We start from the raw sequence: 22421 nt of genomic DNA, 5'->3' as shown, positions 1-22421 counted from the left end.
CCTCCGCACCGCGCATCAATCCGCACCACGCTCCAAGGAGAAGGAATGAACACCCCGAATCAGCCGACGGAGACGCCCGGCGAGACGGTGACCCGGCTGACCCTCGCCGAGAAGGCCGCTCTGACCACGGGTACGGGCTGGTGGCACACCACCGCGCTCCCCGACGCGGGCATCCCGGAGCTCCGCCTCTCGGACGGCCCGCACGGACTGCGGCTGCAGAACGACCCGTACCCCGGCCTCCCGGGCATCGACGACAGCGACCCGGCCACCTGCTTCCCGCCGGCCGTCACCCTGGCCTGCACCTGGGACAGCGACCTTGCGGGGCGGGTCGGCGACGCGTTGGCCCGCGAGAGTCTCGCGCACGGCGTGCACGTGCTGCTCGGCCCCGGCGTCAACATCAAGCGCAGCCCGCTGTGCGGGCGCAACTTCGAGTACTTCTCCGAAGACCCGCTGCTCAGCGGGGTGTTGGGTACGGCCTGGGTCAAGGGCCTGCAGGCGCAGGGCGTCGGGGCCTCGGTCAAGCACTTCGCCGCGAACAACCAGGAGACGGATCGCTTGTCGGTCAGTGCGGACATCGACATACGCGCGCTGCGTGAGATTTATCTCCCGGCGTTCCGCCGAGTGGTGACCGAGGCCGCGCCCTGGACCGTCATGTGCTCCTACAACCGGGTCAACGGCGTGCACGCGTCGCAGAATCCGTGGCTTCTGACGGACGTCCTGCGAGGCGAGTGGGGCTACGACGGACTGGTCGTCTCCGACTGGGGCGCCGTCGTCGACCGGGCGCGGGCGCTTGCCGCCGGGCTCGACCTGGAGATGCCGTCCTCGTTCGGCGTGGGCCCTGCCCAGGCCGTCGAGGCCGTGGAATCGGGTGAACTCCCGCAGGAAGCACTGGATCGCAGCGCCGCGCGGGTCGTGGCACTGGCCCGCAAGGCAGCCGCGCACGCGCGCCCGGACGCCGCCTTCGACCCGGCCGCCCACCACGACCTGGCCCGCGAGGTCGCCACACGTGGGGCGGTGCTGCTCAAGAACGAGGGCGCGCTCCTCCCGCTGGACCCCGCCGCTCCCCAACGCATCGCGGTCATCGGTGAGTTCGCGCGCACGCCCCGCTATCAGGGCGACGGCAGCTCACGCGTGACCCCGACCCGGCTCGACGACGCGCTCAGCTCGGTCATCGAGGCCGCGCCCGCGGCGCACGTCACCTTCGCTCCCGGCTTCCCTGTCGACGCGCCGGACGCCGATGTGGCCGCACTGCACGAGGAGGCCGTCCGTGCGGCGGAGTCGGCAGACGTGGCCCTGCTGTTCCTCGGGCTGCCGCCGAGCTCCGAGTCCGAGGGCTACGACCGTGTGCACATCGAACTGCCGGTAGAACAGACCACGTTGCTCGACGCGGTACGGGCGGCGAACCCGAACACCGTCGTGGTCCTCGCCAACGGCGGCGTCGTGCGCCTGTCCGGGTGGGCCGACGACGTGCCGGCCGTCCTGGAGGGCTGGCTGCTCGGCCAGGCGGGCGGATCGGCCACCGCCGACCTGCTGTTCGGGCGGGCGAATCCGTCGGGCCGCCTCGCGGAGACGATCCCGCTGCGGCTCGCCGACACCCCGGCGTACCTGGCCTGGCCCGGCGAGAACGGCCATGTCACGTACAGCGAGGGCCTGTTCGTCGGCTACCGCCACTACGACGCCCGCGACATGGCAGTCTCCTTCCCCTTCGGCCACGGCCTCTCCTACACCACCTTCGACTACGCGGACCTGCGGGTGGCCTCCGACGACGCGGGGCTCGACGTCACCGTGGCGGTCACCAACACCGGGGAGCGGGCCGGTCACGAGGTCGTGCAGGTGTACGTGGGCGCGCCGGGGAAGCGGGCGCGGCGCCCCGTAAGGGAGTTGAAGGGTTTCGCCACCGTGTGGCTCACGCCCGACGAGACCCGGGACGTCACCATCCGTATCGCCCGCGCGGACCTCGCCTACTTCGACACCGCGGCCGGTACCTGGCTCGTCGAGGGCGCCGATCACCGTGTCGACGTCGGGGCCTCCAGCCGCGACATCCGGCTGACCACGAAGGTCCCGGTCGACGGCGACGCCTACGCCGACCAGCCGGACGCCGACTCGACCGTCTCGGTATGGCTCGCCCACCCCGTGGGCGGCCTGGCCGTCGCGGCCCTGCTGAGCCGGGTTCAGAAGTCCATGGGCGACGCGTACCCCGAGGAAGGAAGCTCCCGCCACCGCATGTTGCCCACCATGCGCCTCAGCCAGCTCGCCCAGCTCCCGATGGTTCCCCTTGGCTTCGGCGACGTACGGGAACTGGTCGAGACGGTGCGGTCGGCCGCAGGCACCGGGAAGGAGGAGACCTCCTGACCCCGGCGTCACCTCTCAGCCGGCGACCGTCCGGAACCCGCAGTTGCCGCTGCTGGAGGCGGGCGTGTTGGCCGAGCGGGCGGCCACGCGGTAGCGGTGGCAGTAGGTGTGGTGGCACAGGTAGGAGCCGCCACGTATGACACGGCGCTCGCCCCTCTCCGGTCCCTTGGGGTCGGTCGAGGGCGAGCGCGCGTAATAGTCCGCGGCGAACCAGTCCGCGCACCATTCCCACACGTTCCCGGCGACCTCGTACAGGCCGAGGCCGTTGGGCGGGTACGAGCGCACCGGGGCGGTCGCCAGCCAACCGTCCGTACCGGTGTTGGCATACGGGAAGCGGCCTTGCCAGATGTTGCACAACCACCGTCCGTCAGGGGTGAGTTCGTCTCCCCATGCGAAGCGCCGGCCTTCGAGTCCGCCGCGGGCCGCGTACTCCCACTCGGCCTCGGTCGGCAGGCGGTGGCCCGCCCACGCGCAGTACGCCATGGCGTCGTCCCACGCCACGTGCACCACGGGGTGGTCCGGCTCAGCGGCGGACAGCGGGCCGTGAGGGTGGCGCCAGTCGGCTCCCCGTACGTCCAACCACCAGGGGGCGGCCGGGTCGGCCCCGAGGACGTTCGCCCGCTCGGCGGCGGCCGCCAGGTGGAACACGGCGGAGCTGCCCTCCCGCTCGGCGACGGTCACGTACGCGGAGTCGGCGACGAACGTCTCGAACATCGCCACGGTGACCGCCGTGACGTCGATGGCGAACGGGGCGACGCGCACCGCGTGCACGGGCTGTTCACCGTCCGCCGGATAGCCCTCGTCGAAGGCGTCCCCCATGAGGAACTCGTCCCCGGGGAGGGTGACTTGGTCGTGTGCGATCGGCACGCGGGCCGGCGTGGGCAGCGATCCTGTCGAGCAGATCCGGGTTTCCGGTACGCAACATCCCATTGACGTCTCCATGACGTGAGTATATGAATTCTCACCTAGGTGAAACTGCACATAGAAATGAGGCGTCGCACACAGCCTCCGTACTCAGGGAGTCCACGTCCGTGAAGTTCGAGTACGTCCTGCTGGGCCTGCTGGCCCGTCGTCCCTACAGCGGGTACGACCTGCGCAAGTGGCTCGAGATCGAAGGGCAGTTCCTGTGGGCGCGGGCGCACCACAGCCAGATCTATCGCAAGCTCGGGCAGATGGAGGTGGACGGCTGGGTGCGGCACGAGGTCGACGCGCGCGAAGGCCGCCCGGACGCCAAGGTGTACCGACTCACGGAGCGCGGGCGCGAGGTCCTCCTGGACTGGGTGCGCTCGCCCTACGAGCCGCCCAGCCGCTTCCAGGAGATCGACTTCCTCGCGCGGTTCAGCGTCGCGGCGCCGCTCGACAAGGACGCCGCGATCCAGCTTGTCGGGACCGAACTCGACCACCGCCGCGCGCAGATCGCCAAGAACCGGGACCGCGACCGCACTCTCCTCTACGAGGACCCCGCACCCGGCCTCGACCAGGACCTCGACCGGCAGGTCCACGACGCTCTTCACATGCTCGGCGCGGCCGCCATGGACCGCTGGGTCGCCTGGCTGGAGCACACCCTGCGCAGCCTGACAGAAGGGAAACCCGTCCAATGAGGGCGATCATGGTGATGTTCGACAGCCTCAACCGGCACATGCTGCCACCGTACGGAGGGGACTGGACCCACGCTCCGAACTTCGCGCGGCTCGCCGAGAAGGCCGTCACCTTCGACAACGCGTACGCGGGATCGATGCCCTGCATGCCGGCCCGCCGCGAACTCCACACCGGGCGGCACAACTTCCTGCACCGCAGCTGGGGACCGCTCGAACCCTTCGACGACTCGATGCCTGAACTCCTCAAGCAGAACGGCGTCTACACCCACCTCGTCAGCGACCACCCGCACTACTGGGAGGACGGCGGCGCCACCTACCACGGCCGCTACAACACCTGGGAGTTCTTCCGCGGGCAGGAGGGCGACCCGTGGAAGGGACAGGTCGCCGACCCCGAGATACCCGACGACCTGAAGCGGGTGCGCTTCGGTGCCGCCTACCGCCAGGACTGGGTGAACCGCCCCCACATGGCGACCGAGGACCGGCACCCCCAGACCCTCACCTTCGACGCGGGCCTCGACTTCGTCCGCACGAACCAGGACGCCGACCGGTGGTTCGTGCAGATCGAGACCTTCGACCCGCACGAGCCGTTCTTCAGCCACCAGCAGTACAAGGACCTCTACCCGCACGATTACGAAGGACCGCACTTCGACTGGCCCGACTACAAGCGCGTCGTCGAGACCGACGGCCAGGTGGAGCACGCCCGCTTCGAGTACGGTGCGCTCCTGTCGATGTGCGACCACTCGCTCGGCCGGGTCCTGGACACCATGGACGAGCTGGAGCTGTGGGACGACACCCTGCTCATCGTCAACACCGACCACGGGCTGCTGCTCGGCGAGAAGGGCTGGTGGGGCAAGAGCGTCCAGCCCTGGTTCAACGAATTGGTCCATCTGCCGCTGTTCGCCTGGGACCCGCGCAACCGCGTCGCGGGCGAACGGCGTTCGGCGCTCGTGCAGACCGTGGACGTGGCGCCGACCTTCCTCGAGTTCTTCGGCGTCGACCGCCCCGGCGACATGCAGGGCGCACCACTCCCGGTCGCCGAGGACACCCCGGTGCGCGAGGCGGGCCTGTTCGGTATCCACGGCGGACACGTCAACGTCACAGACGGCCGCTACGTCTACATGCGGGCGCCCGCCTCATCCGACAACGCGCCCCTGTACGAACACACGTTGATGCCGACCCATATGCGGGGCCGCTTCTCGCCCGCCGAACTCGTGGACCTGGAGCTGGCCGAGCCGTTCGACTTCACCAAGAACGTGTGCACTCTGCGCGTCCCGGGCCGCACCCTCGTCAACCCGTACCACCACGGCACGCTCCTCTTCGACCTGGAGACCGACCCCGAGCAGCACACCCCGCTGGTCGACGACGCCGCCGAACTGCGCATGGCCACCTTGCTGGTGGAGCTGATGCGCACCAATGACGCCCCACCCAGCCAGTACGAACGCCTCGGTCTGCCGGCCCACGGCCCGGTCACCGAGAAGCACCTCCTGGTACGGGCCCAGTGCGAGCAGGCCGAGCGGGCCGCCCAACCGCTGCCCCGTGCCGAGGACTTCCCCGAGGGCCGTCTCTCGCTGCGTACGCCCCTCGTAGCGCTGATCTCCGACCCGGTCGCCGTCGAAGTGCTGCGCAGGCACCTACCAGGCGTCGCCGACTCCGAGCTCCTGCAGATGATCGGGGCGACCCCGCTCATCGATGTCGCCGCGATGGCGGGCGCGCTGTTCCCGCCGTCGAACCTGCGCCTGGTGGCCGAGGAACTCGCTCAACTCTGAGGCTCTTGCGGCTACTTGAGCCGGTGACGGGGTTGCCTCCCCGTCACCGGCGATTGCCCTCTCCCTCCCGCCGATCTCCCGCCAAGAAGAACGCAGAGAAAAGAGAAGGCGCGATGCCTGAGCTTAGCCAGAGCACCGTCACGCCCAAAGCCGAGGCCCGGGTCGAGGGGCGTTGGCGACAGCTGTCCCTGCTCGGCGGCACGATGCTGGTCGACAGCACGGAGGCGAGCCTGGTCAGCAGCCTCTTCCCGCTGATCCGGCAGTCCCTCGGGGTTTCGCTGGGCGCGCTGGGGATACTGACCGCCGCAGCCAAGATCGTGGGTGCCTTCACCGGCCCCTTCTGGGTGTGGGCGGCGCAGCGCTGGTCACGCAAGAGCGTCCTCGTGGTGGCCACCGGACTCTGGGGCGTCTGGGGCGTGGCCGCGGGCTTCTCGCAGAACTTCACCCAACTCCTCGTTCTCTACACCGTGTTGGCGGCGGGCTATGCTGCCGCCAACCCCATCGTCACCGAGCTGATCGGCGACCTCTTCGGCGGCTCGTCCCGGGGCCGCGCGGTCGGCGTGGTCTACGGCGCGGTCTCCCTGGTCACTGCCGTGATCGGCCCGCTCAAGGGTCAGTTGGCCGACGCCGACGACGGCTGGCGCTGGGGCCTGTGGGGCATCGGCATTTTCAACATCCTGCTGGGCCTCGCCCTCTGGCTGGGGTTCCACGACCCGGGACGCGGCGCGGCCGAGGAGCAGCTCGCCGACCTCGACCACACCACCCGCGACTGCCACGCGAAACTCACCTGGACCCGGGCGCTCTCGCTCCTCGAGATCCGCAGCCTGGTGATCCTCCTCGTCTCGCGCCTCCTGTCCGGACACCTCCTGGTGGGCACCTTCGGCGTGGTCTTCCTCGTCGACGTCTACGGCTTCAGCACCCAGAAGGCATCCATCGTGCTGCTGCCCTTCGGCGTCGGCTACTTCCTCGGAACGCTCCTCGGCGGCGTCGCCGCCGACCGGGCTACCCGGCGCAGCCCGCGCCACGGACTGGTCGCGGTTCTCCAGGCGGCCCAGTTCGTCTTCGCCCTCGTCGCCTACTTCGGCACCCAGTTCGACTACGACAGCATTGCCCTGTTCTGCGTCTTCTTCGCACTCATGGGCGCGACCCAGGGCATCAACCCGAGTGTCAACCGCCCCATGATCATGGCCATCACTCCACCCGAACTGCGCGGCGCCGCGTTCGCCCTCTACATCTCCATCGTCGAGGCGATCGCCTGGGCCGCCTACAGCCTCGGCGCCGGCTTCCTCGGCGACGCCGTCGGACTGCGCACGGTCTTCCTGTGGGTCCTCGTCGTCCTGATGCTGATCAACGGCGCGTTCCTGACGCTCCTTCACCGCTCGTACGCCGACGACGTGGCCCGCATCCAGCGGGAACTGCACGCGCGCCGCGAACAAGCCCTCGACCCCACTGCCTGACGCGTGCCGGGGGGCCACTGCCCCGCGGCGATCGTTCCCACACACGGCCACACAGAAGAGAGAACCAGCTCATGACAGAAGCGCGACGTCTGCCCGAGGGATTCCTGTGGGGCGCCTCCACCGCCGCCCACCAGATCGAGGGCGGCAATACCAACAGCGACTGGTGGGAGTTCGAGCACAGCGGAATCCCCTACGTCAAAGAACCCAGCGGTGACGCCTGCGACAGCTACCACCGCTGGCGCGAGGACATGGACCTGCTGGCCGAACTCGGCTTCACCGACTACCGGTTCAGCATCGAATGGGCCCGCATCGAACCGGCCCCGGGCGAGTTCTCGCACGCCGCCATCGCCCACTACCGGCGCATGGTCGAGGGCGCCCGCGCACGGGGCTTGCGTCCCATGGTGACCCTGCACCACTTCACCGCACCCCGCTGGTTCGCCCAGCGCGGCGGCTGGGCCGCCGCCGGATCGGACGAACTCTTCGCCCGCTACCTCACCGCAGCCGCACCCATTTACGCCACGGACGTGGCACACGTGTGCACCATCAACGAGCCCAACATCCTCGCCGTCATGGCAGCCGCCCAGGCCGCCCTCGCCTCAGGGCAGGCGGTCAACTTCGCCGAGGACCCGCCGGCCCCCGACGAGGCCACCACCGAAGCCCTGATACGGGCGCACGCCCGCGCCGTCGAAACGGTCAAGTCCCTGGCACCACCGGTGAGTACCGGCTGGTCCGTCGCCAACCTGGTGTGTCAGCCCCTGCCCGGAGCCGAGGATGTCGCCGCGGCATTCCGCCACCCGCGTGTGGACGTCTTCCTCGAAGCGGCCCGCGGTGACGACTGGCTCGGAGTGCAGGCGTACACGCGCACACTCATCGGCCCGAACGGTCGGCTGCCCGTACCCGAGGGCGCGGAACGCACCCTCATGGGCTGGGAGTACTATCCGCAGGCGCTCGGCCATGCCCTGCGGCACAGCGCTTCCGTCGCCACCGGTACGCCGCTGATCGTCACCGAGAACGGCATCGCGACCGCCGACGACGCCCGCCGGATCAATTACACCACCGGCGCTCTGGACTCCCTGGCCGCCGCGATGCGGGACGGCATCGACGTCCGCGGCTACTTCCACTGGAGCGCCCTGGACAACTACGAATGGGGCCGCTACGCGCCGACCTTCGGCCTGATAGCCGTCGACCGCGAGACCTTCGTCCGCACCCCCAAGCCCTCGGCCGCCTGGCTCGGCGCCATCGGCCGCACCCGCGCGCTGCCCGGTACGGCGTGAGGGCATTGAGCGGGCGCGGCGGCAGCCACACAGTCGGACCGGAACGGGGAACGGGCGTGTCCAGATCTTCGCCGGAGGGGGCCGGTGCCACAACGCTCGGCTCGTCCTCGACGTGGGCGTTGTTTGCGCATGTTTTGTTCCACATGTCTCGCGATGACGCATCATGTGGAGTGCGTTGCCATCCTTGAGCCGGTCACAAAGGGCGCCTGACCTGCGGTTTCGCCGAGTGTGCATTATGTGCGCTGTGGGCGTTACGGGCGATATCTTGACGCATATTCGACGCACGTGAGGCCCTTCTGACGCACGGTTGACGCACATCGGCCCAAGATCTGACTGTTCGTCAGGTGTGTGAAAGCCGCCTCCGCGCCCGGATGACTTGGTGCTCGGAGGCGGCTTTCGCGTACTGACAGAGAGACGCGGGGCGGACTTGGGCATCGCCCTCGCCCTGAACCTGGGAATGCCACACTCATCCCATGGCTGAAGGCGACACGGATTTCTTCCCCGGCTGCGGCCCCGCCAGCAGGATCGCCGTCTCCCTCACCGTCGGAACCCTGCAGGCTATTCGTGGTCGGGTCGGCAAGCGTGGCGTATCTGCGTACCTCGAAAGGGCCGCACAGCGCCAGGTCGAGCGCGACAGCTTGAACGACCTGATCGCCGAGTTCGACCAGGCCAACGGCCCGGCCGACCCCGAGGTCGTGGCTGTCAATCGAGCCAAGCTCACCTGGAATGCTCCCTCAACCGAGACCAGGACAGCCACGTTACCGGCGCCCTCATCTTGGACAGCGAGGGCTTGGCGCCGCTCAGCGGGCACAACACCATCCGCACGGCTCGTGTGTAAGGCGAAGGCGCCCTTGCGCCAATGGCTTGCTGTGGAGTGGGACGAGAAAGACTTCCCTCGCGGAAATAACCCTGCGGTCCGCGACGTCGCCGTCTGGCATCGTGGTCGTGAAGGGGGAGTGGTGGAGCTGAAGCTGTTCAACACGAAAGGTGGCCTAATCGAGGCAATGCCGCATCTTGCTGAGGTCGAGGCAGATGTGCGGGCCCTCATCGAGGCGCACATGGACACGCCCTGCCGCAAGTAGAGGAACACCTCGGCTGGATCCGGGAGTCGAGCCTGGCCCGGGCAGTGACCGGCCGCCAGATCTGGGAACGCAGGGCCGACCTATACCCGAGCCTCCCCACAGACCTCGGCGAGACCCTCCTGGCTCGCTCATGTGAGAGCCGGGAGGGGTGGAGGGACGTTGGTTCCCGAAGGCCCTCAGATGTCCCGGAATTGTGAAGCTGCTGCTCGCGCACGAGCTGCGCAGCGAGGCGCTGCGCATCCTCATTCCCGCGGTCACCGCCTACACCGCTCCAGTTCCTCAACGAAGGTGAGGGAGACAGCGTCCAGCTCGCGGGCAGTCAACTTCCGGGCTTCGACCCGGTGGAGCTGGCCGTGACGGGCGGCGTGGGCTGGCTGGAGTCCCGGCGGCAACGGCCCGCGTCGGAGCGGTCGGCCGAGGAAGCCGGGGCGGCGGCCTCTCCCGTCGCGCCTCCGCGGCCTGCGGCTTCGGCGACGGGAGCCGTGCGCGATCCGGGGTGGGACGAAGTCGTCGACTACCTGGTGGAGGAGCCCGGGCTCGCCGAGCTGGTCGAGGCGCTGTTGCGCTCCGCCGTACCCGCTCCCGAGGCCGGATTCGAGCTCGGCGAAGCCGCCTGGCCCGCCGAACTGGCCTGGCCCGCCCACCTCATCGGAGTCGTCCTCGCTCCCGAGGAGGACGAAGCCGCACGCGCTGAGGCACGGGACCGCGACAACGCGTACGCGGCAGCGGGGTGGACCGTACGGACCGCGGTGGAGTGGGGCGCCGGGGAAATCTTCGGCTCTGGGCGGCTGAGGCACCGCGGTGAGGGCCGCATCAGCCGCTGCACGGGAAGCTGAGGAGACTGGCTGACCGCGACCGGCTGCACAATCGCCCCGACGGGAAGTGGCCGGCCATACGGTCGACGCCGACGCCCGTGTCGTACAGGGCGTCGGCCTCGGCGTGAAGGAATGGCGGCGGCAGCGGGACGTGCTCCAGGCCGCGGAGCACGCGCTACGTTTCCGGTTCGGCCCCGTCATGGCTGCGGCAACTGGCGACACCGACCCGAGCTGGGCACGGTCGAGCGATGTGGGTCAGCTCGTGTCAGGGCGGGTCGGTGTGGGTCAGCTCGTGTCAGGGCAGGTCGGTGTGGGCCGGCTGTTCAGCTCTGCGCAAGCGCGCGCTGGTGATTCCTGGTCAGCGGCGGCCGGTGGCCAGGGTGACGAGGAACTGGCCGCCGCCCGGCTCGATGTCGGCGGTCACCGGTAGTCCCGGTACGAGTCGGGAGAACCGGTCCACCAGCCAATCCGCTGCCTCCTGGGCGTCCCGCATGGTCGGACAACGGCCCACCATCTCGCGGCCCCCCTTGCGCTCCAGCCTCCCGGCAACGGTGATCAGCGGCGCGGGTTCGACCACGTACAGGCGGTCCGGCCAGGCGATGACCGCCTTGACCGCACCCTTGCGGGTGTTGCACGCGCGGTGCGCGAGCCGCTCGGCGACCTTGGCCTTTCGGTCGGCGGTCCGGCTGTCGACGCTGGGCCCCCGCGGGTCGTTCACCGACTCGTCGGGGTCGACCGCCTCGTCACACACCCAGCACCGCCAGCCGTCGCGCTCGGCCACATCATCAAGGAGACTCATCCGAGCAAACTAGCCTGCCCGGCTGCCACCCCGCGCACCAGGGCCCGGCAAAGTCTTGACATCGGCCAACGATGCTGCAATGCCTGTAGGCCACACGGGACCGGCGGAATCCCTCACGCGGGCAGTTCGACCGTCTGTGACATGCGGAGGGGGGCCGCGGTGGCTGCGACTACCTGCTCGGCTGTCGGCCGGTGGACTGCCCCTGGATTCGCCGGAGTTCGGCCCGGTGCGGGAGGCGCTCGACGCGCGCTCGGCCGTGGTCTTCATCCACCCCCGGTACGACGCCCTGCATGGGCATGGGGAGTGGGGACTACGGGTCGGCGCCCGCCCTCGTCGTCCGACGGAGGTGGGCGTGGCCCCGTGCCGTCTGGTGGCGGCCCGGATTCCGCTGCGCTACCCCCGGGTGCGCCTGGTCACCGCGGTCACCGGAGGCACCATCCCGCTCCTGGCGCAGCACTGGGACGCCGTCCCTGCGCGCGACCCGACCCGAGCTGTACGAGGAACCCGGCTGCGCCATGCGGCGCTTGCGGCGCTTCCGGTACGACACCAGCCTTCAGGAAGACCCTCGGATCTTCGACGTCGTACGGGGTTCGGTCGGCGTCGACCGACTGGTGCTGGGAAGCAACAACCCCCGTGCCCGTTGCCGGAGCGGTCGACTTCATCACGTCCTCGCTGCTGCTGAACGATGTGGAGAAGGCGCAGATCCTCGACCGGAACGGGGCGCAGGTTCTTGAGGGGGGCTTGCCGAGCTGAGGAGCTTGCCCCCGCTTCCCGGTTCGATCGCAGGCTTCGGGGCGTCCGGGTATCCCGGACGTCGTGAAGCCATGCGGGCCGCAGGTCAGGCCGAGGCTGCGGAGGGCGACGCGCAACGCAGCGGGTCACCGGTCGCTTCGTGCAGGGCGCCCTCGATGTGCTCACGCATCAGCCGTGCGGCGCGCTCCGCGTCATGGGCCAGGGCGGCCTCGGAGAGCTCGTGGTGCTCCGCCGCCATGCGGGCCACCGTGCCGGAGTAGTACGTGGCCACCCATCGGTGGTGGATCGTGGTCTCGTCCCGCATCCGCTCCATGATCTCCAGGATGCGTGCGGCCCCGTCACCGTCGTCACCACCGTCGAGCAGGGAACCCCCTTCGGCATGACGGTGAGCGCCTTCGCCCGCCGCGACATCGACCGGATCACCGACGCGGCCTGGGAACTCGACCAGGGGCTACCGCGACTCCCTGCCGCTCCTGGATGGCTGGTCTGCGACCTGGACCGCGCAGGGGAAGGCGGCGACCACCTGCTCCTGATCGGCACCGTCACCTCGGCCGACTCCCGTACGGCTGCACCGCTGGTCTATGGCTACCGCACCTTCGGCACGCACTCGGGCTATGCGAGGGACGGCCTGGGCACGACCGCCTTGACCTCGATCGAGTGGGAGACGACCATGAGCGGCGCCGCCGACCGGGCCATCCGGGCCACTGGTCACGGATGCTGTGCGGCAGCAACTGAGGTGAGGTGAAACGGAACCGTGACGCTCGACAGTTTCAGCGACCGCCACCACGGCCGAGCCGTCTTCGCGACGATGACTTCCGATGACCGGGCGGCGATCGGCACCGTGCGCGATGACCTCCGCGCCGCGGGCTATGACGAGGCCGGTGTCCGGGCGTTGCTGGGGATGCCGGTGCTCGACCTCCACCCCGCGGCGTTCCACCACCTCGACAAGCATGTCCTCGGGGCGGACCCTCTCGCGGCCGCGGTCAGGCTCTTCCTGCTCGACAGGGCCGTGGACGAACAGGCCGGCAGGGCCCTCCTGAGCGAACCTTCCCTGGACGTGCTGCTCTCGCTGGGGGTTCTGGACGAAGCCGACGGTGGCTTTCGTTCCCAGGTCCACATCACGTGCGTGAACGACCTCCTGCTGGCGACCGATACGGGTCGCTACTCCGACTGGTGGACCGGCGCCGACGATCTCAGTGACCGTGTCATGTACATCGGTTACGACAGTGCAGGGCTGGCCAACGTCGCGCCTCGTAGCAGGGCGAAGCGGACACTCGACCTCTGCTCGGGAAGTGGAATCCAGTCACTGGTCGCGAGCGGGTACAGCGACGAGGTCGTGGGCGTCGACATCAACCCCCGGGCGATCCGGTTCGCCCGGTTCAACGCCGCCCTCAACGGCATCGAGAACACGACCTTCGTCCTCGGGGATCTGCACGAACCCGTCTCGGAACGGGAGTTCGACCGAATCGTCTCCAACCCCCCGTTCGTGCCGGAGGTTCCCGAGGGCGCTCACCTGCTCTATCGGGACGGTGGACCGGACGGGGAACGGCTTCTCGTGCAGATCGTGTCCGGGGCCCGCCAGGTCCTGGCCCCCGGCGGGCTGATGTCCATCACGACCGACCTGTTCAACCTCGAAGATCTGCCCCGAAGGATCGGGGAGTGGCTCGGGGCCAAGGACGGCTTCGACGTCCTGGTTCTCGTCGAGCGTCAGTTCCGGGTCTGGGCCTACGCGGACACCCATGCGTCACACGCCCCGACGACCAGGGAACGGACGGAGTACGCCGCGCGCATGGTGGACGCCCTGGGTGACGCCGGGATCAGCACCGTCCACACCGGGTACATCGTCGTTCGCAGGCAGCCCGGCGGCGGTCCGCGCCCGGGGACTGTCCAGACCGTCAGCATCGCCGGCCCCGTGACGCGGCCGACGGGCTCCCATGTGGTGGACCACTTCCGGTTCCTCGACCGTGACCTGGACGGACACACGGATGGCATCCTGCGGCCGAACCCCGCCGTTCACCTCGTGTCCTCGGCGCCGCCCGGCGGTCCCGAGACTCACCAACTCGTCGCGCCCCAGGACGACTACGTGGCCGACATGGACATCAGCGACCTGACGAGGAAGCTGTGGCAGGCGACAGCCTCCAGCGACGTGCACTGGGGCGTCATCCGGGGCAGTGCGCTCGAGTCCGTCGCCCGGGAGCTCGTGCGGCAAGGCGCCCTCACTCTGGGCGACCTGCCCCCGGCCGGGGGCTCCCGCGACGACTGAGGCGGACAATCCCCGAAGCGGCATCACCTACCGGCCGGAGGCCCGATCGTTCCCTTCGGCTCCACCGCTAGGAACGGTGTTTGTTTTCGGACGATTGCGGTGGCGGGAGTACCGGTGGCCGCATCGGTCCGCACGGCTTCGCCGCCGGCTCGGCCGCCGCTCACGCCTTCACGGTCCACTCGTGACGCGGAGACGCGCGACCGGCGTGACCGGTCCGCCGGTCCGCTTGCCCGACCTTCGCGGAACTCCGCGAAGCCGCCGGAAAACTAGGCTGACTTGATTCTCTATCAACCCAAGTGGTGCAGCCAGTAAGCGACTTGACGATCAATCATGCCCTTGTGCGCTTTTTGAGGTGCTGCTATCAAGGTCCCCTGTCGCTCAGCAGAGCGACTCGGAAGGCGACAGAGAGGAAGCACCATGAGTGACGAACAGAAGCCGTCCAGCGGTGAGAAGGGCAAGAACAAGATCATCCGAACGGCTGCCGCGGCTGCCGCGACCGTCGCTGTCGCCGCCGCTGTGACGGCGACGGGTGCCACGGCCGCGTCCGCGAGCGCCCCGGCGCAGGACGGCCGGTCCACCTTCACGGTCCAGCAGCTCGACGACATGCTGGCGTCCGCGGACCTCGAGAACGCGGACAATGTGCGTGTCGTGAAGGCCCTTGAGATCGCGCCTGGTTCCATCTCCGCAGTGCAGTACGACCGCTGAGTATGACTGTCCGGATCGAGGACCTCCTGCCTCGCGCCGTCCGGGAAGTCCTCGACCGGCAGGACAAGGACTGGACATCACGTTCGGCGCACGCTTCCGGCGACGAGTCGGTCATCTACCTCACAAGCTGCGGGACGACCGACATCACTCAGCCCTACCACAGCCTCTCCTATCTCGCCGGTACGCTGGACGACTCGGGGCATTCCTACGTGGTACGGGATCTCGCCATCGAGTTCTGGCACTACATGATGTCGCCTCCGGTCGTCGAGCAGCTGCGTGCCGTCTGTGTCCGGCGGCTCGAAGCCGAACCCGAGGAGGATTCCCTCCTGCCGTTCTTCATCGACACACTCGATGACAGCCGGCGTTTCCAGCGGGCGTTCGCGACCCTCCGCGACGAGAAGGCTTTCTACGAACTCCCGGCATATCTCGATGCCGTGCGCGAACTCAGTCTGCTCCCCAGGCTGATGACCCTGCTGTCCCGTTCCGCGGTCTACCGGACGTTCAGCAGCGCCTCGCCTCCGGGCATGGAGCACGATCGCATCAACCTCGTGACCCTGCGCCGCGAGATCGAGGCCGGCTTCGGCATCGATGTCGTGGACGCCTTCTACGATCACCACGCCGACCGGATCGCGGCCATGCGCCCCGGCCTGGTGGGTCTGACGATCCCGTTCATCTCCCAGCTCGAACACTCCCTGGCCCTCGCGGCCCGCCTGAAGCGACGCGGTGTCCCGGTGGTCATCGGCGGACCGATCGCCGCGAAGTTCTACAAGTACATCGACGACGTGACCGAACTGAAGGCACTCGACTTCGCCGTCGACTACCTGGTCACCGGCGAGGGCGAGACGCCCATCAAGCGTCTGGCGGACCACTGCCAGCGGGGGGCCGAACTGGGTGACGTCGACAATCTCGTCGACGTCCGGGACCCCCGCCCGCTGAAAAGGTTCTTCTTCGAGAACGTCAATGCTCTGCCGTCCCCGAACTACGGTGTGTGGGACTACGACCTGTACGCCTCGCCGAAGCCCGGTGCGCTCTACTCGCCGACTCGCGGGTGCTACTGGAACAAGTGCTCGTTCTGCGACTACGGGCTTGCGATGAACACGCCGACGTCGCCGTGGCGTACCCGTACACCGGAACGCGTCATCGAGGACCTGCAACTCGCGTCCAAGTACTCCGAGCACTTCTTCTTCGCCGTCGACGTGCTGTCGCCGGCCTACGCCCTGAAGATCTCCGAGGCGCTCATCGCGAGTGATCTGGACATCAAGTGGATGGCCGACTTCAGGCTCGAGAAGAGCTACCGGACGGAGAACACCGAGGTGTTCGCCCGTGCCGGGTGCCTCGGCGCGGCGTTCGGGATGGAGAGCACCGACCAGGACGTCCTCGACATCATCAACAAGGGCACGGAGGTCCTCCGTCTGGAGTCGCTGGTCGGCTCGTTCGCGGATGCCGGCATCCCCGTGCAGTTGATGGGCTTCACCGGACATCCCGGGGAGACACGCCGCCAGGCCCAGGTGACACTGGACACCGCGGAGGCGCTGCTCGAATCCGCCGCGACTGTCGCGCTGGGGAAGTTCGGGCTGACCCCGGGGGCGGACATCGCTCTCAGGCCCGATCATTACGGGATCGATGTCCACTACGACCCCTCCGGCGACCCGGCCATTCCGTGGGAGCTGGACTGGAGCCACCGCGAACCGGTCGACGCCTACCCCGAGGACGACTTCGAGCACGCGCTTCGCCTGGTCAGAGGATTCCCGTACCCGTTCCTGGGTGCCACCTGCACGTTGCACAGCCTGCTGTACTTCGAGAAGTGTTCCCGGGCGCCGTTCCCCATACCGCAGTGGGGATATGCGCAGACCTGGGAAGCGTTCGACGTCATCCCCTTCTACCACTCCCACAGTGACCACAACGGAACCACGCTCTTGAGCGGACTCACAGGGCGCGCGGTCGTCCTCGAAGGCGAACGGGCGAAGCTCTTCGCGACCCTGTTCGACCGCGGTGGATGGCTGCGGATCGACGCGCGGGGAGGCCTCTCCCGGCAGGTACAGATCCTGCTCGACTTCCTGATCAAGAACGCGTTGGCGATGTTCCTGCCGGCGGAGACAACATGACACAGCCCAAGCTCCTTGTCGTCGTTCCGCCGCAAGCGGTGAGCATGCTCAACGGTCCGCCGCTGGCTCCCCTGCTGCTCGAGTACGCACTGGCGCCCCACGGTGTGGACGTCGAATTCTTCGACGCCAACCTGTGTTTCTTCGACTGGCTGCAGAGCGATGTCGTGCGGGCTGCTGTCACATCCCGGCTCAAGGCACTCACCGCCGAAGAACTCTCGCACGACGCGCTCGAGTCGGGGGACCTCACCCGGATCGGCCGGTACCTGTCCTTCCTGGAGAGCGACTACTGCCGTGGAGGGAAGATCAGTGGTGCCAGGGCGGGAGTCGACTGGAACGCCGTCCACGAACTCCTCGTCAACCCCAGGTCAGAGGTGCCCGACCCCGAGTTCCGCGACCTGTGGCTCAGCAGGGCCATGGACGAGCTCTGCCAGGAGATCCTGCGGCGCGAACCGGACCACATCGCGTTCTCGACCCTGTTCCATACGCAGACCGAGGCGGCGGCCGAGCTGTGCGGGAGACTTCGCGGCGCCGGATTCGACGGGCGGATCGTGCTCGGGGGAGCGGCGATCAAGCTGACGGACGACTTGGCGCTCGAACAGCTCATGACCGTCTGTGCCGCCGACCTCGCCTACAAGTACAGCGTCTACGGGGAATTCCCCAGCCTGGCGGCATTCGTGCGCGGAGAGTGCCGCGCCGACGAAGTGGCGAACGCGACCTACCTCGACGCGGCGGGCGCACTGCGCCATGCGAAGGCGAAGGGCGGCACCTTCCGCACGATGGTCCGTGCCCTCTCGTACGACCTGGTCGAACGCTCGGAATACCTTGAGGAGCGCATCTATCCGGTCCTGGTCTCGGAGGGCTGCTACTGGGGGAAGTGCGACTTCTGCGACTACCCGTTCCTCGCCTCCCAGGACCCGTTCAAGGTCAGTGCCTTCTTCCGGCAGGCCACCGACGTGGTGCACGACATCGGTGAACTCGTCGAGAAACGCGGGGTGTCGCGGATCGACCTGATCTCGGACGCCGTGCCGATGGGTTACTTCCGTCTGCTCGCCGACGCCGGCGCGGGTCGTCCGCGTGAGCTCGGAGCACGACTCGAATGCTCGATCCGTGCGGAACCGAAGGCGAAGGCCCACCACTTCGAGGCCATGGCCGAGTGCGGCGTCGACCTGGTGACGATCGGCGTCGAGTCGCTGGCGGACGAAGTCCTCGAAGGAATGCAGAAGGGCAACACGTACACCGACATCCTGCGGTCGATGAGGCTGGCCCGTGAGCAGGGCATCAAGGTGAAGGCCAATCTCATCTTCGATCACCCGAGGATGCAGCTGCGTCACGTCGAGGAGACCCTCGAGAAGCTCGACGAGATTCTCCAGTACGTCGAATCGCTCGGCATTCATTCGTTCGGGCTCACCCCCCACGCCCCGCTCGCGTTCACCCCCGAGAGCGCCAACCTCGTCGTGCTCAACGGCCAGAGGACCACCAACGACCACGGTGAGCATCACCTTCGGTTCGTGCGGACCGATATGACGCCCGAGCTGGAGACGCGACTGTCGGATCTGCGGACGGCTGTCGAGACGGCCGCCTATCAGCTGGAGATCGCGCGCGCCGGTGGCCGGAAGGCTCCGGATCGGCGGAAGGTCATTCGTCTTCCGTACCGGTGGGACGGCGACCGTGCGGTCAGGGACACCGTCGCGGACCTGAGCCTCAGCATCCCGGGCGAGTCCGCTCCCTTCTCGTACTTCGTGAAGGGTGGCGCCGATGGGTGAGGCGTCCGACGATCCGGACGGCACCGGACTGGTGGGTTTCGGGGGCGCAGCGGTGACTCCCCTCGGTGGGCTCGCGAGCGCCCCGTCCGCGGCGGCCTGCTTCTTCGGGGTCGATCTCGACATCTCGCGGAGGTTCGGCGACAACTCCGACGGGGCTGCCACCTTCGTCCGGCGCTGGTCCGCCCGGATGCGGCCCTGGACCCGCCGGTACCGGCCCTCTGCCATCGATGTGGGCATCCTCTCCGGCGACGCGGGCGACATGGTCCGCGGAATCTCCGAGATCTACTCGACGGTCTTCGCGGCCGGGTATGTCCCCGTCGTCATCGGAGGCGACCACACGGTCAGTTATCCGGTGGCCGTCACCGCGGCCGCACGGCACCAGGATCTGACCTACGTCTACCTGGACGCCCATCTGGACCTGGGTTTACATCTCGACGGATCCGGCGAGGTGCACAACGGTAACTTCGTGGCGGCGCTCGCCGCCGGTGGCGCCTTCCGCGAGGTGGTCAATGTGGGCGCGAGGGCCTGGACGACCTACGACGATCCCTACGGCCCCGGCGGCCCCGTCACGGTCATCCGCGACGTCGACCCGGGGGCGCTGTCCGCGCTGAGAGGCAGGAAGGTGCACGTCAGCCTGGATGTCGACGTACTCGATCCGGTGTACGTCCCGAACACGGGGAGCAAGGAGCCTTTCGGAGCCTCCCCGGAGCAGGTCAGACGCGTGATGGCCTGGATCGCGGACAACTGCACTGTCGTGAGTGCCGACGTGTCGGAGCTCGTGCCCGATCCCGCCCACCGTGAGACTGCCGAGATCGCGATGCGATGTATCCATGAACTCGTCAAGGAGCGAAAGACGCGATGAACGAGAGGCAAGCGGCCCAGGTGACCGATGCCGCCGTCGAGTTGCGGCCCCACACGTCGGCGAGCCTCGAACCGCTGCTGCGGTGGAAGAACGACGCCGAGATCCAACGGCTCAGCGACGACGGGACGCACACGTACACCCGTGAGCAGGTCGTCGCGACGCTGGAGCGCTGGATGCGTCCCAGCGACGACATCGTCCACCTCGCGATCGGGCTCGCAGGCCGTGCGGAGCCGATCGGCTTCCTCCACCTGGCGCTCATCGAACGGGCTCACCGGCGGTGCCGGCTGGGCATCGTCATCGGCGAGAAGGACCTGTGGGGGTGCGGCTACGGGCATCTGGCGGTCGTGCAGGGGGTCGACCACGCCTTCGACGTGCTCGGTCTCGACCGGATCACGGTGGAGGTCTTCGCCGACAACCCACGTTCCCTGCGGCTGTTCGAGCGTGTGGGCTTCGTACGCGAGGGCGTCATGCGGGAGAACATTCTGCGCGACGGACAGCGCGTCGACGAGGTGATCTTCGGACTGCTGCGGCACGAATGGAAGGGCGGGAAGAATTGACCAGGATCGGGATCAGCGTCTCCGACTTCGTGCCCGCTCTGGGACACCTGGACGACACCGTGTACCGGCGGGTCTCCTATGTCGAGTACGGCGGTCACCACCCGCCGGCGAACGACCCCGGCATGCGACACCTCTTCGAAGAGGGCATCGTCAGCGACATGACCCGGCACCTCGTGTCGGTCGAATTGCCCGACGTCCTCGACATCGAGGACGAGGCCAGGCTGATCGCGGAGAACCACGCGGGAACCGAGCCGCGCTACATGGTGACCGACTTCGGTTTCTGGAGGCTGGGCGGGCGAGGCGAGCGAAACCTCTGGTTCCGCCCCGCTTTGCTCGACCGCGAGGTCGCCGGACGCATCGCCCGCAACGTCCAGGGGCTGTCGGCGAAGCTGGGTGCCCCGGTCCATGCCGAGAACCCTTTCAGCCTCACCCACGGCGGCGATCTGAGTCCCCGCGAGTTCATGCAGGAACTGGCCGAGCGCGGAGCGACGCTCTGCTTCGACATCGGGCACTTCTACGCCGCGTGCGTCAACGAGGGCCTGGATGTGGAGCGGGAGGTGGACCGGGTGCCGTTCGAGGCGGTCCGGGTGGCGCACATCGCCGGATTGAGCGAGGTCGGGTACGGCGACCGGCGGCTGCTGCTCGACAACCACAACGTCCCACCGCTGGGGGGTTGTCTTGAGGTGTTACGGATCGTGAAGAAGCGCACCCCGAAGCTTGGTTGGGTGACCTACGAGGCCGAACTGGCTCCAGCAGAGGTCCAGCACCGCGGTCTCGACGCGATTGAGAGGGCAATGGCATGACCACGTCGGAAGAAGTCGGTCGCGACGTGCCGGAGGCCGACTGTTTCCGGAGTCTGGTCCGGCGGCCCCCGCACGACGAGACGACGACGGAGTACCTCGCCTGGGCTCGCCTCATGGCACAGGTCGTCGACGACCTCTCCCGGTGGGCGCCCAACTTCGCGGTGGCCGTGGCGTCCTCGTTCAGATCCCTCGACGGACTGCGGCCCTACTGCGAGTCCGGGGAGTACGAGAACGCGTACACCGAGCCCCTCGCCCACGCCGTGAACTTCGTGCGCCACTTCGTCGCACAGGAGCACCCCGCATGGTTGAAGGACCTCGCCCGCTGCGAGATGTGGTCCAGCCCCATGGCGCAGAATCTGGACGACGCGGAGCGGAAGGCCGTGAAGGAGGCCCTCGGCATCCAGGAACGAGGGGGCAAGGAGTTCGTGATCGTGGGCCACGACGTCCTGGAGACCCTCCAGCACGTCACTGGTTACCGCGACATGACATTCGTCCGGTCCGCTCCGTTGATGTGGCTGCTGCGCGTGCCGCCGCTCGACGTGACGCCCTCGCCGGATCCGCGTCCGGGCGTCGTCGTCTTCCGTCGGCACGACGACAGCGTCTCCATGTCCTACGTCCCCGCGGGGGGCGCGCGGTGATCGGCGGCGTCAGCATCGGAGTCGCCGTCGAGGCCGCATGTGATCAGTACGCACGCGGAGAAACCTCGGGAGGCTGGGTCACCGACTTCGTCGAGTACGGCGTCCACACGGCCGCCGGGGTTCCGGACTGGGTGGTCGAGACCCGGCGGGCGCTGGGCTCCGGGCTGACACTTCACCCTCTCGACATGAACATGGCCCAGCCGGAACAGGGTGCCGGACCCTGGGTGGAGTCGCTGGCGTCCCTGGTGCGGGAGCACGAGGTCACGGCACTCGTCAGCGATGCCGGCTTCTGGTACCTCGACCGGCGCCGAGGCACGTGGTTCCGTCCCCCGGACATGAACCTGGCGGCGTCACGGTGCGGGGAGAGCGCCGCCGCGATCGCGGCGGCGTGCGGGGTTCCGTTCCGGGTCGAGAACCCGCCACTGGAGTGGCTTCCGAACTCCCCGTGCCTGTGGTCGTTCCTGGACGAGGCGTCGGACCACGAAGGCGTACAGATCTGCCTCGACCTCTCGCACGTCCTGCAGTTCGAGCGCAATGTGCACGGACGCAGCCCCGTCCTGCCCCGCTCCTTCCCGTGGGAGCGGGTCGCGGAGATCCATCTCGCCGGATATGTGAGGGCCGAGTACGGGGGCCGGCCCGTGTACCTCGACCAGCATCTCGCCGACATCCCGGCGGAGGAGTACCGACTCCTGGCCCAGGTCGTCGAACTGCGCGGTACGGAGACCCCCTTGGGTATCTGCCTGGAGATGGAGCCGCGCGAGCCGGGGGCCTTCGTGGCTGCGGTCGACAACATCCACACGGCGATCGGCGCCGTAGCCTGACACGGCCG

At 68.5% G+C, this 22421-nt stretch carries 20 protein-coding genes; 17 read left to right on the top strand and 3 right to left on the bottom strand.

Annotation, left to right across the window (positions count from 1 at the left end; all coding sequences use genetic code 11):
* The first annotated feature begins 45 nt into the window (after positions 1-45).
* Positions 46-2352: a glycoside hydrolase family 3 C-terminal domain-containing protein gene (locus NBY69_RS28475; RefSeq protein ID WP_250304749.1), complete on the top strand. Its 2307-nt coding sequence runs from the start codon at positions 46-48 to the stop codon at positions 2350-2352.
* 15 nt (positions 2353-2367) lie between these two features.
* On the opposite strand, the gene NBY69_RS28470 is transcribed toward NBY69_RS28475, so the two are convergent.
* Positions 2368-3294 carry a formylglycine-generating enzyme family protein gene (locus tag NBY69_RS28470; RefSeq protein ID WP_374211353.1) on the bottom strand — a complete coding sequence of 309 codons (927 nt, stop codon included), beginning with the start codon at positions 3292-3294 and terminating at the stop codon, positions 2368-2370.
* An 89-nt stretch (positions 3295-3383) separates the two neighbouring features.
* On the opposite strand from NBY69_RS28470, the gene NBY69_RS28465 reads away from it, so the two are divergent.
* The 6 genes from NBY69_RS28465 (at position 3384) to NBY69_RS28440 (ending at position 10365) form a co-directional block, all read left to right on the top strand.
* The gene (locus tag NBY69_RS28465) at positions 3384-3953 is read left to right on the top strand and encodes a PadR family transcriptional regulator (protein WP_250304748.1); all 570 of its coding nucleotides are present in this window, start codon (positions 3384-3386) and stop codon (positions 3951-3953) included.
* Positions 3954-3961: 8 nt separating this feature from the next.
* A complete protein-coding gene (locus NBY69_RS28460) occupies positions 3962-5716 on the top strand; it encodes a sulfatase (protein ID WP_308409508.1) in 1755 nt (584 codons plus the stop codon).
* Positions 5717-5829: 113 nt separating this feature from the next.
* Positions 5830-7173, top strand: coding sequence for an MFS transporter (locus tag NBY69_RS28455; RefSeq protein ID WP_250304746.1), 1344 nt, complete (start codon positions 5830-5832; stop codon positions 7171-7173).
* A gap of 71 nt (positions 7174-7244) precedes the next feature.
* Positions 7245-8447, top strand: a complete 1203-nt coding sequence (locus tag NBY69_RS28450) for a glycoside hydrolase family 1 protein (RefSeq protein ID WP_250304745.1) — start codon at positions 7245-7247, stop codon at positions 8445-8447.
* A 473-nt stretch (positions 8448-8920) separates the two neighbouring features.
* Positions 8921-9529, top strand: coding sequence for a hypothetical protein (locus NBY69_RS28445; protein ID WP_250304744.1), 609 nt, complete (start codon positions 8921-8923; stop codon positions 9527-9529).
* Between the two features lie 353 nt (positions 9530-9882).
* A complete protein-coding gene (locus NBY69_RS28440) occupies positions 9883-10365 on the top strand; it encodes a hypothetical protein (RefSeq protein ID WP_250304743.1) in 483 nt (160 codons plus the stop codon).
* A gap of 337 nt (positions 10366-10702) precedes the next feature.
* Here NBY69_RS28440 and NBY69_RS28435 read toward each other — a convergent pair whose 3' ends face one another.
* Both NBY69_RS28435 and NBY69_RS28430 read right to left on the bottom strand, forming a co-directional pair.
* A complete protein-coding gene (locus NBY69_RS28435) occupies positions 10703-11143 on the bottom strand; it encodes a hypothetical protein (RefSeq protein ID WP_250304742.1) in 441 nt (146 codons plus the stop codon).
* A gap of 838 nt (positions 11144-11981) precedes the next feature.
* Positions 11982-12209 carry an FCD domain-containing protein gene (locus NBY69_RS28430; protein WP_250304741.1) on the bottom strand — a complete coding sequence of 76 codons (228 nt, stop codon included), beginning with the start codon at positions 12207-12209 and terminating at the stop codon, positions 11982-11984.
* Positions 12210-12275: 66 nt separating this feature from the next.
* Here NBY69_RS28430 and NBY69_RS28425 point away from each other — a divergent pair, with 66 nt between their 5' ends.
* From NBY69_RS28425 to NBY69_RS28380, 10 genes are all read left to right on the top strand, one after another.
* On the top strand, positions 12276-12641 hold the full coding sequence (locus tag NBY69_RS28425; RefSeq protein ID WP_250304740.1) for a flavin reductase family protein: 366 nt from the start codon (positions 12276-12278) through the stop codon (positions 12639-12641).
* Between the two features lie 9 nt (positions 12642-12650).
* Positions 12651-14159, top strand: coding sequence for a methyltransferase (locus NBY69_RS28420; protein ID WP_250304739.1), 1509 nt, complete (start codon positions 12651-12653; stop codon positions 14157-14159).
* A gap of 417 nt (positions 14160-14576) precedes the next feature.
* Entirely contained in the window at positions 14577-14864 is a 288-nt protein-coding gene (locus NBY69_RS28415; protein ID WP_250304738.1) for a hypothetical protein, read from the top strand.
* A 2-nt stretch (positions 14865-14866) separates the two neighbouring features.
* Positions 14867-16969 carry a radical SAM protein gene (locus NBY69_RS28410; RefSeq protein ID WP_250304737.1) on the top strand — a complete coding sequence of 701 codons (2103 nt, stop codon included), beginning with the start codon at positions 14867-14869 and terminating at the stop codon, positions 16967-16969.
* Positions 16966-18732: a radical SAM protein gene (locus NBY69_RS28405; RefSeq protein ID WP_250304736.1), complete on the top strand. Its 1767-nt coding sequence runs from the start codon at positions 16966-16968 to the stop codon at positions 18730-18732. Before NBY69_RS28410 ends, NBY69_RS28405 begins: the two co-directional genes overlap by 4 nt.
* Positions 18725-19594, top strand: a complete 870-nt coding sequence (locus NBY69_RS28400; RefSeq protein ID WP_250304735.1) for an arginase family protein — start codon at positions 18725-18727, stop codon at positions 19592-19594. Before NBY69_RS28405 ends, NBY69_RS28400 begins: the two co-directional genes overlap by 8 nt.
* Positions 19591-20151, top strand: coding sequence for a GNAT family N-acetyltransferase (locus NBY69_RS28395; protein ID WP_250304734.1), 561 nt, complete (start codon positions 19591-19593; stop codon positions 20149-20151). The genes NBY69_RS28400 and NBY69_RS28395 overlap by 4 nt, the downstream gene beginning before the upstream one ends.
* The gene (locus NBY69_RS28390) at positions 20148-20954 is read left to right on the top strand and encodes a DUF692 family multinuclear iron-containing protein (protein ID WP_250304733.1); all 807 of its coding nucleotides are present in this window, start codon (positions 20148-20150) and stop codon (positions 20952-20954) included. Before NBY69_RS28395 ends, NBY69_RS28390 begins: the two co-directional genes overlap by 4 nt.
* Positions 20951-21592: a hypothetical protein gene (locus NBY69_RS28385; protein ID WP_250304732.1), complete on the top strand. Its 642-nt coding sequence runs from the start codon at positions 20951-20953 to the stop codon at positions 21590-21592. The genes NBY69_RS28390 and NBY69_RS28385 overlap by 4 nt, the downstream gene beginning before the upstream one ends.
* On the top strand, positions 21589-22413 hold the full coding sequence (locus tag NBY69_RS28380) for a DUF692 family multinuclear iron-containing protein (RefSeq protein WP_250304731.1): 825 nt from the start codon (positions 21589-21591) through the stop codon (positions 22411-22413). The genes NBY69_RS28385 and NBY69_RS28380 overlap by 4 nt, the downstream gene beginning before the upstream one ends.
* Positions 22414-22421 lie beyond the last annotated feature (8 nt).

It is taken from the genome of Streptomyces sp. A 4/2 (genome assembly GCF_940670765.1).
Classification (GTDB): Bacteria; Actinomycetota; Actinomycetes; order Streptomycetales; family Streptomycetaceae; genus Streptomyces.
The sequence above is the reverse complement of the archived record's forward strand: the minus strand, read 5'-3'. Positions and strand labels throughout refer to the sequence as shown.